The 15,230-nt window shown below is 53.5% G+C and carries 11 protein-coding genes; all 11 read left to right on the forward strand.

Going from position 1 to position 15,230, the window contains the following annotated elements; all coding sequences use genetic code 11:
* Positions 1 to 146 precede the first annotated feature (146 nt).
* The 11 genes from AC0LWN_RS11100 to AC0LWN_RS11150 all read left to right on the forward strand — a co-directional run bounded on the left by AC0LWN_RS11100 (position 147) and on the right by AC0LWN_RS11150 (position 15,212).
* The gene (locus tag AC0LWN_RS11100) at positions 147 to 302 is read left to right on the forward strand and encodes a hypothetical protein (RefSeq protein ID WP_474665172.1); all 156 of its coding nucleotides are present in this window, start codon (positions 147 to 149) and stop codon (positions 300 to 302) included.
* 48 nt (positions 303 to 350) lie between these two features.
* A complete protein-coding gene (locus tag AC0LWN_RS11105; protein WP_474665174.1) occupies positions 351 to 767 on the forward strand; it encodes a hypothetical protein in 417 nt (138 codons plus the stop codon).
* Between the two features lie 788 nt (positions 768 to 1,555).
* The gene (gene hisS / locus AC0LWN_RS11110) at positions 1,556 to 2,782 is read left to right on the forward strand and encodes a histidine--tRNA ligase (protein ID WP_458963929.1); all 1,227 of its coding nucleotides are present in this window, start codon (positions 1,556 to 1,558) and stop codon (positions 2,780 to 2,782) included.
* A 71-nt stretch (positions 2,783 to 2,853) separates the two neighbouring features.
* Positions 2,854 to 4,632, forward strand: coding sequence for an aspartate--tRNA ligase (gene aspS, locus AC0LWN_RS11115; RefSeq protein ID WP_474665176.1), 1,779 nt, complete (start codon positions 2,854 to 2,856; stop codon positions 4,630 to 4,632).
* A 145-nt stretch (positions 4,633 to 4,777) separates the two neighbouring features.
* Entirely contained in the window at positions 4,778 to 5,533 is a 756-nt protein-coding gene (locus AC0LWN_RS11120; RefSeq protein WP_474665178.1) for a tRNA threonylcarbamoyladenosine dehydratase, read from the forward strand.
* The gene (locus AC0LWN_RS11125; protein ID WP_474665180.1) at positions 5,530 to 6,174 is read left to right on the forward strand and encodes a YdeI/OmpD-associated family protein; all 645 of its coding nucleotides are present in this window, start codon (positions 5,530 to 5,532) and stop codon (positions 6,172 to 6,174) included. The genes AC0LWN_RS11120 and AC0LWN_RS11125 overlap by 4 nt, the downstream gene beginning before the upstream one ends.
* 136 nt (positions 6,175 to 6,310) lie before the next feature.
* Complete coding sequence (locus AC0LWN_RS11130) at positions 6,311 to 7,612, forward strand: NCS2 family permease (RefSeq protein WP_474665182.1); 1,302 nt, start codon at positions 6,311 to 6,313, stop codon at positions 7,610 to 7,612.
* Positions 7,613 to 7,755: 143 nt separating this feature from the next.
* Positions 7,756 to 9,960 carry a HelD family protein gene (locus AC0LWN_RS11135; RefSeq protein WP_474665184.1) on the forward strand — a complete coding sequence of 735 codons (2,205 nt, stop codon included), beginning with the start codon at positions 7,756 to 7,758 and terminating at the stop codon, positions 9,958 to 9,960.
* 411 nt (positions 9,961 to 10,371) lie between these two features.
* Positions 10,372 to 10,653 carry a CD3324 family protein gene (locus AC0LWN_RS11140; RefSeq protein WP_019909096.1) on the forward strand — a complete coding sequence of 94 codons (282 nt, stop codon included), beginning with the start codon at positions 10,372 to 10,374 and terminating at the stop codon, positions 10,651 to 10,653.
* A gap of 175 nt (positions 10,654 to 10,828) precedes the next feature.
* Positions 10,829 to 12,133, forward strand: coding sequence for a replication-associated recombination protein A (locus AC0LWN_RS11145; RefSeq protein WP_474665187.1), 1,305 nt, complete (start codon positions 10,829 to 10,831; stop codon positions 12,131 to 12,133).
* A 343-nt stretch (positions 12,134 to 12,476) separates the two neighbouring features.
* A complete protein-coding gene (locus AC0LWN_RS11150) occupies positions 12,477 to 15,212 on the forward strand; it encodes a glycoside hydrolase family 9 protein (RefSeq protein ID WP_474665189.1) in 2,736 nt (911 codons plus the stop codon).
* The last annotated feature ends 18 nt before the right edge of the window (positions 15,213 to 15,230 follow it).

Raw genomic sequence — 15,230 nt, forward strand, 5'->3', positions numbered from 1 at the left:
TTCGTATGGGGTTCCGGGAGGAATCGGCGTACGGTATCCTTTTTTTGTTGCTGCACTTGCTGCAGCCGGGCTTCTGTGCGGATAGAGCCACCTTGTACTGGATAAACTAGGGGTGATTAATCATTCGCGTCATGTGGAGGCCTGACATGAGACATTCACAAAAAGCTTGGGCATGGATGAGCATTCCGGCGTACACTGTTGGCTGCTGTCACGAAGTCACGGCGGCGTTCAAAGGGGCCGAAGACCAGCGGGAGCTTCATGTATTGAAGGGAAAAAGCCGCAGTCTCCTGCCGCGAAGCTGACCAAGTGCGGTGAATCGGCTTTATTATTACTAACAGGAGGGAACGGACATGACTCAGAGAATCCAGGCGTATTTCGAGAACGAAGATGAAGCGGAAGGCGCAAAGACGGCGCTGATACCATTTGGTGTGACGGACATTGAAGTATCCGCATTAACTGATCCTTTGGATAATGGCGATCATCGCGAGAGCAATATTTTGCTGCCGCTTGTCCCTTATAACACTTCAGCGATGGCCGGGCAATCGTTTGGGGTTGCGGGAGCAGCAGGTACCCTTCCGGGCGCGGTAATTGTGCCGGGAATCAACGTGGACGATGGCTTCGGCAGTAGCAGCGTAATGGATGCGGCTGACCGGGGGCCAGAGGATCTGCATTATGTAATGGCACTTAAAGTGCCGGAAGAGAAGCAGAATGAGGTTGTTGAAATTCTGCGCGGCAAGCGTGCTATTGTGGAGATTTTTGAAGAATAGGAAGGAATGTATAAGCTTCTGCTGACCTGTATGGGTCGCCAGGAGCTTGATTTTTGCCCTTGAGCTGAAAAATGTTGAATGAAATCTCTGGACAGAGAATAATGTTGTAGTGTAAAGTAATTTGTGATCTGAGACTGGGGAATGTCCTAGAAAATAAAACGCTTTCTTTTCTGTAATACAACCGTAATATTACATTCATGATTCCTTAATATAGCCTGAATATAATAGAAGCATGACCCCCTTTTTTATAATATATGATGATGGACCTGCAGCAATCGGCTGCAGGTCATTTTTTTTGAACGATAATTATTTACAAGTTTCGCACCACCAATTTCATTTCATTCCTTGACTTTAGCGCAGTGGTTCAGTAGAATCTAACAGTATACGGTATGTTATATTGTTTCGATGACGGGACCAAGTACTCCGTAACCCACAACCCCAGAGAGGAATCCCCGCTGAACCGGCTTTCGTCCATAGGAAGGACGCGTACCGTTTCCGCCCTGGCTGCAAGGATTCTGTTGATGAACGGACGAATGACTTCCCCGAGAACGCACGGCGAAAGCAGGCAATTCAGAATTGCCGCAGGTTAGTAGCCGATGCGCGTAGGCGGGCGTTAACCGCTTTGAGCGGATTTAAGGCAGTTTGCTTGAATCCGGAATGTGGGTGGCACCACGGGTGAATTATTGGTTATGATAATCCCTCGTCCCTGTTTGTAATGAACAGGACGAGGGATTTTTTGTTATTTTCAGGAGGGATAGGCTGTGGCTAAAGAAAGATTCGAGAAACCTATGGGCACACAGGATGTGCTTCCGGGTGCAGTGGAGAAATGGCAATACGTTGAGAGCAAGGCGAGAGAGCTGTGCCGCCGCTTCAATTACCGGGAGATTCGCACCCCATTGTTCGAGCATACCGGGCTGTTTGAACGCGGTGTAGGAGAAACAACGGACATTGTGGAAGGTGAAATGTATACCTTCAAGGATAAGGGAGACCGCGATCTGGCGCTGCGTCCGGAAGGAACAGCCGGCGTTGTGCGTGCCTACGTTCAGAACAAGCTGTATGGCGAACCGGATGTCAGCAAGCTGTATTATATCGGACCGATGTTCCGCTATGAACGCCCGCAGGCAGGAAGATACCGCCAGTTCCATCAGTTCGGGATTGAAGCCTTTGGAGCGGTGGACCCGGCAATTGATGCCGAAGTGGTCTCGATGGGGTATCAGTTCTACAAGGATTTGGGACTGAAGGATGTCAAGGTAGAGCTGAATTCTGTCGGCAATGCGCCAAGCCGTGCGGCTTACCGCGAGAAGCTGCTGAACTTCCTGCGGCCGATGAGAGATACCCTCTGCAGCGACTGCCAGCGCCGGATGGAACGCAATCCGCTGCGGGTGCTCGACTGCAAGGTGGATCAGGATAAATTTGGCGGTGCGCCGTCCATTCTCGACAGTCTGGATGAGGAATGCACCGCACATTTTGAAAAGGTCAAAGCGCATCTGGACGTGATGGGTGTGGAATACAGCATTAACCCCCGTCTGGTACGCGGTCTTGATTATTACACGCATACAGCGTTTGAATATAAGGCGGCAGGCATTGGCTCTATTGATACAGTTGGCGGCGGCGGCCGTTACAACGGTCTGGTGGAAGAAATCGGCGGGCCGGATCAGCCGGGTATCGGGTTCGGGATCGGACTGGAGCGGCTTCTGCTGATTCTGGAGAATCAGGGTGTGGAGCTGCCGACGGAGAAGCCGCTTGATGTATATTTTGTCGCTCTTGGTGAAGCGGCGGATTTGGAGATTACGAAGCAGCTGTTCATTCTGCGCAGCCTGGGATACTCTGTGGAACGTGATTACCTTGGACGCAAAATGAAGGCGCAGATGAAATCGGCAGACCGGCTGAATGCGCGGTATACCGCAATTCTTGGTGAAGACGAGCTGAATAGCGGCGTCATTGCCCTGAAATCTATGGCCACAGGCGAACAAAGGACGGTCAAGCTCGAAGAACTGGCATCCGCGCTGGATTGAGATTTGTTACTGATGTGATAACAGGGTTAGCAATAACACAAGTATTTTAACCATGAAGGGGTAGATAAATAATGACTAGAAGCCATCACTGTGGACAACTGACGACCGGGCACATCGGCGAGACTGTAACTCTTAACGGCTGGGTGCAGACCCGCCGCGACCTTGGGGGCGTACTGTTTATTGACTTGCGTGACCGCAGCGGAATTGTGCAAATCGTGTTCAACCCGGACTATTCCGGCGAAGCGCTGCAGATTGCCGACAAGGTGCGCAGTGAATATGTGCTTGCCGTTACGGGTAAAGTTGTAAAAAGAGATGATGAAACGATCAACCCCAATCTGCCGACTGGTGAAATCGAAGTGCAGATTACAAATATTGAAGTACTGAATGCCGCTAAAACGCCGCCGTTCTTCATTGAAGATGGCGTGGAAGTGGATGAGTCCCTGCGCATGAAATACCGTTACCTGGATCTGCGCCGTCCGGAAATGTACAAGACGATGCTGCTCCGTTCCAAAGCGGCGAAGATTTTCCGCGACTTCCTGGACAGCGAAGGCTTCATTGATATTGAAACTCCGATTCTGACCAAAAGCTCGCCGGAAGGCGCACGCGATTATCTGGTGCCAAGCCGGGTGCATGAAGGTGAATTTTTCGGGCTTCCGCAGTCGCCGCAAATTTACAAGCAGCTCCTGATGGTGGGCGGTATCGAGCGCTACTACCAGATGGCCCGCTGCTTCCGCGATGAGGATCTGCGCGCTGACCGCCAGCCGGAATTCACCCAGTTCGATATCGAGACTTCGTTCATGCCTCAGGATGAGCTGCTGTCGATGATGGAGACTCTTATGCAGCGACTGCTGAAAGAAACGATTGGCGTCGAGGTTGCTGTTCCGTTCCAGCGCCTGACTTACGCCGAAGCCATGGGCAAATACGGCTCGGATAAGCCGGATCTGCGCTTTGGCCTGGAGCTGGTGGAAATGAATGATATCGTAGCCTCAAGCGGTGTGAAGGTCTTCGCCTCTGTCATCGAAAAAGGCGGAGAGGTCAAATGCCTCAACGCGAAAGGCTGCGGCACCTGGACCCGTAAGGAGATTGACGATCTGGGACCTTATGCTGCACGTTACGGCGCGAAGGGTCTGGCCTGGATTCAAGTGAAGGACGGCGAATTCAAGGGGCCAATCGTTAAATTCTTCACTGAAGAAGAGATTGCAGCCGTGAAGGAGCGCACAGGCGCCGAAGAAGGCGACCTCTTGCTCTTCTCCGCTGATAATAAGAAGGTAGTGGCTGATGTTCTTGGGGCGCTGCGCCTGAAGATTGGCCGCCAGCTTGGGCTGATCGACGACAGTGTGTTCAAATTCGCCTGGGTGACTGAATTCCCGCTGCTTAGCTATGATGAAGACCAGAAGCGTTATGTGGCGGAACATCATCCGTTCACCCGTCCAATGGACGAAGACCTGCACCTGTTCGAGACCAATCCTGGAGCCATCCGTGCGCAAGCCTACGATATCGTACTTAACGGCTATGAGGTAGGCGGCGGTTCCCAGCGTATCTACAAACGCGATGTGCAGGAGAAAATGTTCGATGCGCTTGGCTTCACAACTGAGGTAGCTTACGAGAAATTCGGCTATCTGCTGGATGCCTTCGAATACGGCACTCCACCGCATGGCGGGATTGCCTTCGGCTTCGACCGCCTGGTAATGCTGCTTGCCGGCCGCACGAATCTGCGGGAAACCATTGCCTTCCCGAAAACGGCAAGTGCAACCGACCTGCTGATGGATGCTCCTGCGCCTGTAGACGCCGTACAGTTGGAACAGCTGCACATCAAGCTGGCTCCAAAACCGGAAAAAGTAAAGCAATAAATTAAATTTGGCTTACGGAGCGGGTTGCCTACTCCGTAAGCTTTTAGATGCTTATAAGACTAAAAGTGTATGTTTCCGAAGTGAGGTTTGTACGAAGCTAAATTCAGGAAGCATACGCTACAAAACTTTTAGGAGGCTGTACATCATGCTGCATCAGTTCTCGCGAACAGAGCTGGCGATTGGACCGGAAGGTCTGGAGATTATGAAGAACAGCACAGTAGCCGTGCTCGGGATCGGCGGTGTGGGCGCGATGGCGGTTGAGGCCCTTGCCCGCACCGGGATTGGCCGCATTATCCTCATCGACAAGGATTCGGTAGACATCACCAACATCAACCGCCAGCTTCATGCGCTCACAACCACCATAGGCCAGAACAAAACGGATCTGATGGTCGAACGCATCAAGCTGATCAATCCGGAATGTGAAGCGATTGCGCTGAATATGTTCTATACGGAAGAAACGTATGAGGAGCTTTTCAAATATAAGCTGGATTTCGTAATTGATGCTTCGGATACGATTATCTACAAAATTCATCTGATGAAGGAATGTCTGTCCCGGGGAATCCCGATGATTTCAAGCATGGGCGCAGCTAACAAAATGGACCCGACCCGCTTCCAGGTGGCCGACATTTCCAAGACCAGCATGGACCCGATTGCCCGGGTGATCCGCCAGAAGCTGCGCAAGGAAGGCATCAAGAAGGGGATAAAGGTTGTCTTCTCAACCGAACAGCCGGTGAAGCCGCGTGAGGATGTTACGGAACAGATCGTCCCTGCCAATGCGCCGGACCGGCGCAAAGCGAAGCAGCCGCCAGCCAGCAACTCGTTCGTGCCGCCGGTAGTCGGCCTCATTATGGTCAGCGTCACCGTGCGTGATCTGCTGGAGGCTGGTGGAATCACGGTATGAATGAAGCGCTGATCAAGAAGCTGCGCTTGCCGCAGGGCGGGAGTGTGCTCGTGCTGCAGCCGCCAGAAGGGTATTTGCAGGAGTTGGGCCTTGAAGCCGGGGCTGCAGAGTATAACTCCGGCCTCAAGGGGACGTATGATTACGTACAATTGTTCGCAGCGACTGTGAAAGAACTGGAGCAATTTGCACCTGCTGCCCTTAGCGCCATCCGGCCGGACGGCCTGCTGTGGTTATGTTATCCGAAGGGAAGCTCCGGGCTCAAGACCGATCTCAGCCGGGACAAGGGCTGGGATAACGTGAAAGACGCAGGCTTTGAAGGAGTATCGCTTATATCAGTTGACGAGACATGGTCGGCGATGCGGTTCCGTCCGCTTGGAGCCACGACGCGCCGAAGCGGCTCGGGAACCCCTTCGGCTGCTAAGAAGCCTGCGGCAGCGGTGCTCCCTGTTCCAGAGGATTTGCAGGAGGCGCTGAAGAAGAATGAGGCAGCGGAGAGCTTTTTTGCCGCACTCGCCCCTTCACACCGTAAAGCTTATATCACCTGGATTATGGAAGCCAAGCGGGAAGAAACGCGTGCCTCGCGTATTGTTCAGTCTGTAGAGAAGCTCCTACTGGGCCGGAAGAATCCTTCAGATAAATAACATCGGCTAAGAACACAGGACACAAGGGCGTACAGCTTTATCCGGCTGCTACGCCCTTTTATTGCGGCTGCGGAAAGACAATAGTCTTATCGAAAAGATACCGCCGGAGGAACTCAAAATCAGTGGAGGTTGCAAAATGAAATCGAAGATTTGGCGAAATAGCGTAGGCCTGGAGCCGGGTGATAATTGGAAACAGGAATGGGCGGCAGGCATCCTGTCCTATTTTGCTTCAGTATATATTGTAATGGTTAACGCAGCGATTCTGCATGATGCGGGGATGCCGCTGCGGGCAGGGATGGTGGCTACGCTGCTAACGGCGGTCACCGGCTGCCTGCTGATGGCTTTTGGCGGCAAAACGCCGATTATCGTCGTGCCGGGCATGGGCATTAACGCTTTTTTCACCTATACGCTTGTGCATTCCATGAAGCTGGATTGGCGCGAAGCGCTTGCGGTGGTAATCGTGACGGGAGTGCTGTTCGCCATTGTCGCGTTTACTTCCCTGTACCGGATCTTAAGCGAGGCGATTCCCCATAATATGCAGCATGCGATTACTGTCGGAATCGGGCTGTTTTTGACGTTTATCGGTCTGCAAAAAAGCGGAATTGTGATCGCCCACCGGACGACCTTTGTAGCGATTGGGCATTTCAGTAATCCGGCGGTCATTACCTCCTGTGTGACCCTGATTCTGGCGCTTGTGTTATTCATACGGGGGACACGCGGCGGGCTGCTGATCAGCATGCTGGTGGGTACAGGACTCGCTTATTTGCTTGGAGCAGCCAAGGTACCGGAGAATACTGATTCTGGACACGTGTTCACAGGCTATGGCGATGTGTTCGCCGGGATGGACTTAAGCAGAATCGTCAGCCTGGTCTTCTGGATTGCTGTATTCCTGCTGCTGCTGATTGTCGTGTTTGAAAATATCGGCCTGATCTCATCCCAGACGCTGATGGCAGGCCGTCCCGAACGCTTCAAAAGCAGCCTGCGGGCGCTCTCCATTGCGAATATCGCCGCCGGGCTGTTCGGCAGCAGCCCTGTGGTTGCTGCTGCCGAGTCCACGGCGGGGATCGCCGCCGGGGGGCGCTCCGGCCTGACCTCGCTGGTCACCGGCCTCCTGTTCGGGGCCACGTTCCTGTTCATTCCGCTGCTGGCTTATGTGCCGGACAGCGCCATCGCGCCGATTCTGATTGTGATCGGCGGCCTGATGGTGCAGAATGTGCGCGAGATGGATCTGAGCGACATGACCGAGCTGTTCCCCGCCTTTCTGATCATGGTGATGATTCCGTTCACCTACAGTATTGTGGACGGTATGGCGTTCGGCTTCATCACCTATCCGATTGTTAAGCTGGCTATGGGCAAAGGCAAGGATGTTCCGCCCGCGCTGTACGGAATTGCCGGCCTGTTCGTAGCTAACTTTGCGCTGCATGCTTTTATGGGATGAAACTTCATGTCGAAATATGTAGCTTGAAAGATATGGCATTTCATACTCTGCTGTGATATAATAAATATCCTTTTTGTGTGAGTGAAGCCAGTCTTACACGAGGCGAATCAGTGGCATACAAATCTTTTAGGAGGTAACTGAAATTGGAGGACAACTTTCAAAGTGCCTATCAAGAGGAAGAAGACAGGCTGAACAGCACGCTTACAGAGATTGACACGGTGCTTGAGAGACTGCGCAGCATTCCGGTGTACACAGGGCACGATTATACGGAGCAGGCGCTGGAGGCCTCAAGGGAGCAGCGGCGCAAAGACCTTGCCAAGCTGCGGCAGGAGCCATATTTTGGACGGCTTGATTTTCAGGGTACAGATGAGGATGACCGCAAAGCGCTCTACATCGGTAAAATCGGTGTAGACCGGGAACAGGTAAGCGACCGTCCGCTGGTGATTGACTGGCGCGCTCCGGTAGCGAGCCTGTTCTATTCGTTTACCGGCGGTACGGAGCCAGCCTCCTACGAAGCCCCGGAGGGGCTGATCGAAGGGCTGGTGTACCTGAAGCGCAACGTGGTGATACGCAAGCAGATCCTGGAGAGGGTAGCGGATACGTATAACCGGGACAGCGACGGACCGGCCGTATCGGATGAATTCCTCGTCTACCGGCTGGGTGAGAACAAGGATAACCGGCTGCGCGACATCGTCTCGACGATTCAGGAGGAGCAGGATAAAATTATCCGGGCGGCGAAGAACACCGCGCTGATTATTCAGGGCGTGGCGGGAAGCGGAAAAACTACGGTAGCGCTGCACCGGCTGGCGTTCCTATTGTACCAATACAAAGATCAGGTCTCTGCGGAGAAAATGATTATTTTCGCGCCGAACCGAATGTTTCTGGATTATATTTCGGATGTGCTGCCCGAGCTTGGGGTCGGCAACATTGCCCAGAGCACCTTCCCTGACTGGGCGGCGGATGTGCTGGGACTTGAGCTGCCAGAGCAGAATGCTGCCGAAACAATGAACCTCTGGTTCGAAAGAGAAGGCGGCATGCCAGAGATTACAGAAGAGACACCGGGCCGGTTCAAGGGATCGACTGCCCTTATGGAGATCATCGAGTCCGCTATCCGGCTGCTGGAGAACGGTGCGGTGCCCGAAGGCGATTTCAGCCCCTGGGAGGGGGCGGTACTGCGCCGGTCCATGATTTTGCGCTGGCATAACGAGGAATACGCCCCGTATCCTCCAGCGAAGCGCAAGGAACGCGTAATGGCGCGGATTCACCGCTGGGTTGAGATGGAGCTGAAGAAGAGTCCCTCGGCGGCGGCGCTGAAGGACCGCAAGAAGAAAAGCGCGGCACGCGAAAAAGCCTACAGCGCCAAATGGCCGAAGTACGAGCCGCTGAACATTTACAAGCAGCTTTTCCGCGCGGTGAAGGTTCCTGAGGATTGGCCGGCTGAAGCACCTGAGCTTATTCCGCAGGGTGTGCTGAAGATGACCGTCAAGGACCTCAAAAAAGGCATTTTGCATGAAGAGGATCTGCCGCCGCTGCTGTATATTCATTATTTGCTGAACGGCAATGAGGGCGGCAGCCGCTTTGACCATATCGTAATTGATGAAGCGCAGGACTTCTCGCCATTTCAGATTGCGGTGCTGGATTTGTATGTCAAAGGACACTCCTTTACCATTCTGGGCGATCTGTCGCAGGGTATCCATGCTTATAAAGGCGTCCATGCCTGGGAAGAGATGCAGAGATTGTTCGCTCCTGAAAATACGGCTTACCACGCATTGACCCGCAGCTATCGTTCGACCATGGAGATTATCGAATTTGCCAACGGTATTCTCTCCGCCGGTGTCGGCAGCAGCCTGCTCGCTGTACCGGTCTTCCGCAGCGGAAATCCCGTGCGCCTGATTTCTTATAGCGAAGAGCTGCCCAAAGCTGCGGCAGCAGGCGGGGAGGGCCGTGTCCATGCTGTAAGGACGGCCCTGAAGGCACTCTCCGGCCGGGAATACCGCACGGTGGCCGTCTTGACCCGCAGCATGCGGGAAGCCTCTGAGCTGTACGGCGAGCTTTCCGGCCAGTTTGAGGATATACACCTGATCGACGGCAGCATGACTGAATACAAGGGTGGGCTGTCCGTCCTGCCGGTATATCTGTCCAAGGGGCTGGAGTTCGACGCAGTCATCCTGGCTGATGCCGATTCGGACCATTACGGAGCCGCGGCCTGGGACGCGAAGCTGATGTATGTAGGCTGTACCCGCGCACTGCATGAGCTGTGGCTGCTGTGCGGAAGCGCCCTCCCGTCCTATGTGCAGGACGGAGATGGAACCGCCTCCGGCTGGCCGGATCAAGCCCCATCCGAATAAAAATAGTATCCTCCCTGCTGGTCAAGAATAATTATAACTATTCTTGAACTTGTAACCTGCCCGTCGCTATGGCTTAATAATAAGTGTCCGGCCGGGCAAGATTACTTCTGGAAGGAGGCTGATTGAAATGATTTCAGTATACGAGGTGGTTTCCGCTTAGTGCGGAAGCCTGTTACGAGGAGGCCGAAAGGCCTCCTTATCATTTATAGATAGATGCGGGAAAGGGCCGTTACCAGGACGGTACACCCGCCGGAATGACATTGAATGTAGACGCTAACCACAGGGTTTTATATAATGAACTTACGGTTTTACCAAATTTGAGGAGAAGAAAGGAGGCAGGTGGCATGAAGGTATTTAACAATGCAGTGGACGGACTAAACGGAACACACCTGTTGAAGGAGGAAACACAGCGTGAGCTATGTCAATGGAAAGGATGTGCTCCCCCCGGGCCTGCTCGAAGAGCTTCAGGGATACATCCAGGGTGAATTGCTTTATATCCCCAAGAAAACGGAGCAACGGGTAAAATGGGGCGAGAACAGCGGCTCCCGGCAAGAAATTGCCAACCGCAATGAGGAGATTTTCTGCAGTCACCGCAGCGGCTGCTCGGTGAACGAGCTGCAGGAGAGATACCACTTATCTGAGGAAAGCATCCGCAAAATCATTTCAAAAATGCGGCTGGCGCTGACCCGCTAGCCTTAACTTTGAACAAAGAGCATGGCACCCGCCACGAGGGCGAGGTCATGCTCTTTTTATTCAAATTACAGAAGAGAACGGCGGCGCGTTTCTTCTTGATTGCTGATGCAGTGTGGTATGATAGAGGACAGGAATGTTTCTCTTATCCCCAAGATTACAGCAAGGAAGTGGAATAATGGATTTATTTTCACTCAGCGAGGAGCCCGCAAGCGGCCGGCTGCTGGCAGACCGGATGCGGCCGGAGAATCTCGATGAATATATTGGACAAGAGCATATTGTGGGTCCGGGCAAGCTGCTGCGCCGCGCGATTGAAGCCGATCAGGTCTCATCCATCCTGCTCTATGGCCCCCCCGGCTGCGGCAAAACGACCCTGGCCCATATCATTTCCCATCATACCCAAGGTGAATTTGTCCGGCTAAATGCGGTGGAGGCTTCGGTTAAGGATGTGCGCGAGGTGATTGAGCGCGCCCAGAACAATAAATCGCTGTATGGCACGAAGACGATACTGTTTCTGGACGAGGTGCACCGCTTCAACAGCTCCCGCCAGGATGCGCTGCTGCCGGCTGTGGAGAAGGGGACGATTATTTTTATCGGAGCCACGACCGAGAATCCGTTCCATTATGTGAACGGGGCGCTTATGAGCCGCTCCACGCTGTTCCAGCTAGAATCCTTAAGCAGTGCGCACAGTATGATAGCGATGAGGAGAGCACTGGCTGATGAGAAGCGCGGGCTCGGATTTATGGAGCTGCAAGTGGATGAAGAGGCGCTGGAGCATATCGCGGGCATGGCGAATGGCGACATCCGGCGGGCGCTGAACGCCCTGGAGCTGGCAGCGATGACGACAGCGCCGGAGGCGGATGGCAGCGTGCACATTACGCTTGCGGTGGCTGAGGAGTCGATCCGCCGTCCGATCGTCAAAGCCGATGAATCGACGCAATATGACGTCTTGTCGGCTTTTCACAAAAGCATCCGCGGCTCCAGCGACGCCGCCCTGTTCTGGTTCCTCTATGCCGTGGAGAAGCTTGGCATGGACCCGATGACGTTCATCCGCCGCCTGATTGCGGCCAGCAGCGAGGATATCGGCCTGGCCAATCCGCAGGCGATGGTACAGGCGGTCAGCGCCCTGGAAGCCTACCGCAACAACGGCTGGCCGGAGGCCAGACTGAACATCACCCAGGCCATCCTGTTCGCGGTCGAGAGTCCGAAGTCGAATGGCGTCGCAATGGCGATTGCGAATGTGATGGACTGCATCGAGGAGCTCAAATCGGCCGAGGTTCCGCTGCATCTGCGGGATACGCACTATAAAGGCGCGGCAGCGCTCGGGCACGAGGGTTATCAGTATCCGCATAATTTTCCCGGCCATTATGTGAAGCAGGATTATTTGCCTAAGGCGATAGCCGGGAAGGTCTTTTATGAAGCTACCGAACAGGGCAATGAAGCAAAAATCCGCCACAATCAGGGCTTACGGCGCGGACAGTAACCCTACCAGATAAGGATTAGACAATGAAGAACCGCTCATTCGCTACATGAGGCGCTGTTGCCTCTGGCGGAGGAGGGGTTCTTTTTTTAACAGCAATTTAGCGAAAAAGAAAATTTTATTTACAAATAAGCCCAGATTTCATCTTTTTTTCTATGTAAATATATAGCAATAAACGCCCGTTTATGGTATATGTGTATATAGGATGAAAAATCCTAACATCAACATGGGAGGTGGAAGATGAATCCAGCCGCATAAAATGTCCAATCTAGGCACTGGGGAGGTATTGGTGCGTGAGCAAGTCAATCCAAATGAATTGTGAGGAAAAGAAAGGAGCAGGGTTAAGATGAACAAGAGGAAAGGGAAGCAAGGTCTTATTCTATCCTTGAGTTTAATGTTAACTTGCACTATGTTTTCAGGTGTTGCATTTCACCCGTCTGTGAGCAAGGCTGCGGGAAGTAGCTACAATTATGCAGAGGCACTGCAGAAATCTATCTACTTCTATGAAACCCAACGTTCCGGCGTACTGCCGGGTAACAACCGTGTGGAATGGAGAGGCGACTCGGGACTGCAGGACGGTGCGGATGTCGGTCACGATCTGACCGGAGGCTGGTATGATGCGGGAGATCATGTCAAATTTGGCTTCCCGATGGCGTACACAGCCACGATGCTGGCATGGTCGGTCTATGAGTACAAGGATGGTTATGTCCAGTCCGGGCAGCTTGAGGAGATTCTGGACAACATCCGCTGGGCAACAGACTATTTTATGAAAGCGCATACTGCTCCGAATGAGCTATGGGGACAGGTCGGCAACGGTACTGCGGATCACAATTGGTGGGGAGCAGCAGAGGTCATGCCGATGGCACGCCCTGCGTATAAGATTGACGCAGCCCATCCCGGTTCTGATCTGGCGGCGGAAACCGCAGCGGCGCTAGCTTCGGCATCCATCATCTTTAGGGATTCGGACGCCGCTTATGCGGACAAGCTGCTGCTGCATGCGAAGCAGCTGTACAATTTTGCCGATACGTACCGGGGGGTTTACTCCGAGAGTATCACTGACGCTACGCAGTATTACAAGTCTTGGAGCGGTTATGCGGATGAATTAAGCTGGGGTGGCGTCTGGCTGTACATGGCGACCGGCGACCAGACTTATCTGAACAAGGCTATAACCGCAAGTAATTCGTGGTCTACCAATCAAGCCGGACAATGGGGTTATCAATGGACCCAGTCCTGGGATGATAAGCATTATGGTGCTCAGCTGCTGCTGTCGCGCATCACCGGGGACAGCAAGTTCATCCAATCCACTGAACGGAACATGCAGTATTGGACGACTGGAGTGAACGGCACGTCCGACCGTGTAGCCTATACTCCTGGCGGACTTGCGCATCTGGATGATTGGGGAGCGCTGCGGTATGCGGCCAACCAGGCTTTTCTGGCGTTTGTCTATGCCGACTGGGTAAGCGATCCGGCGAAGCAGGCTACAGCCCGCACGTTCGCTGAACAGCAGATTAAGTATATGCTGGGCGATAATCCGCGTAACAGCAGCTATGTTATCGGGTTTGGCAGCAATGCGCCGCAGCATCCGCATCACCGGACCTCGCATGGTTCGTGGAGCGACAGCCAGACCACGCCTGCGAACCACCGGCACATTCTTTACGGAGCGCTGGTTGGAGGTCCTTCCAAGACCGACGGTTATACCGACTCCATCGGCGATTACGTTTCAAATGAAGTTGCAACCGATTACAATTCAGCATTTACAGGTGCTTTAGCTAAAATGATGATCCTGCACGGACAGGGACAAAAGCCGCTGGCCAACTTCCCTGAGGCAGAAACACCTGAGGATGAGATGTTTGCCGAGACCTCTGTCAATGCCAGCGGCAGCAACTTCGTGGAAATCCGGGCGCTGCTGAATAACCGTTCGGGCTGGCCGGCACGCTCCAGCAGCCAGATGTCTTTTAATTACTATGTAGATCTAAGTGAAGCTGTAGCTGCGGGCTATGGGCCGGAGGATATCACGGTCAAGGCGGGAGGCTACAACCAGGGCGGTACCGTCTCGCAATTGCAGCCTTATGATGCAGCGAAGCATATTTATTATACGAAGATCGACTTCACCGGAACACCGATCTATCCCGGCGGGCAATCTGCCTTCCGTAAGGAGATTCAGTTCCGGATATCGGCTCCCCTGAACACGGCCTTCTGGGATAACTCGAATGACTTTTCCTTCAAGGGCGTTGCTACTTCGGCATCCTCACCTGTCAAAAATCCTTATATTCCGGTGTTCGATGCAGGAGTTAAAGTGTATGGAGAGCTGCCATCGGGCGGCAATCCCGGTGAACCGCAGGTTCCGGCACATCCATCCGGGGTGCAGGCTGTGGCCGGCAATGCCAGTGTGGCCTTGAGCTGGAACGCTGTCAGCGGCGCGGCACAGTATACTGTCAAACGCTCCCTGGTGAACGGCGGGCCTTATAGTGCAATCGGGACCGTAACAGGGACGGCCTATAGCGACACCGGGCTGGTTAACGGAGTGGACTATTATTACGTAGTGACCGCTTCGAATAGTGTAGGCGAGAGTACAGCGTCCGCACAGGTCAGCGCCCGGCCGAAGGAGTCCACTCCGCCGGCAACAGGCACTTTACGTGTGCAGTACCGCACCAATGATACAAGTCCCGGTGACTCACAAATCCGCAGCCAGTTCCGAATCGTGAATACAGGAACAGCGGCTGTCGATCTCAGCGGGCTTAAGCTCCGGTATTATTACACCGTAGACGGGGACAAGCCGCAGGAATTTCATTGCGACTACGCTGCGATCGGCAGCGGTAATCTGAGCGGCAGCTTTGGCAAGCTGAATCCGGGGACCGCGCTTGCGGATGCTTATGTCGAGATTTCTTTTGCCTCAGGTGCCGGCAGCCTTGCTCCAGGAGCAGATACCGGTGAAATTCAGATACGCTTCAACAAGACGGATTGGGCAGCTTATAACGAGAATAACGATTATTCCTACAGCGGCACTCAGACAGCCTTCGCTGATTGGAATAAAGTCACACTGTACCGCGAAGGAACATTGATTTGGGGCTTGGAACCATAAATCATTCCAGAGAGGAAG

Source organism: Paenibacillus sp. sgz302115 (assembly GCF_056120445.1).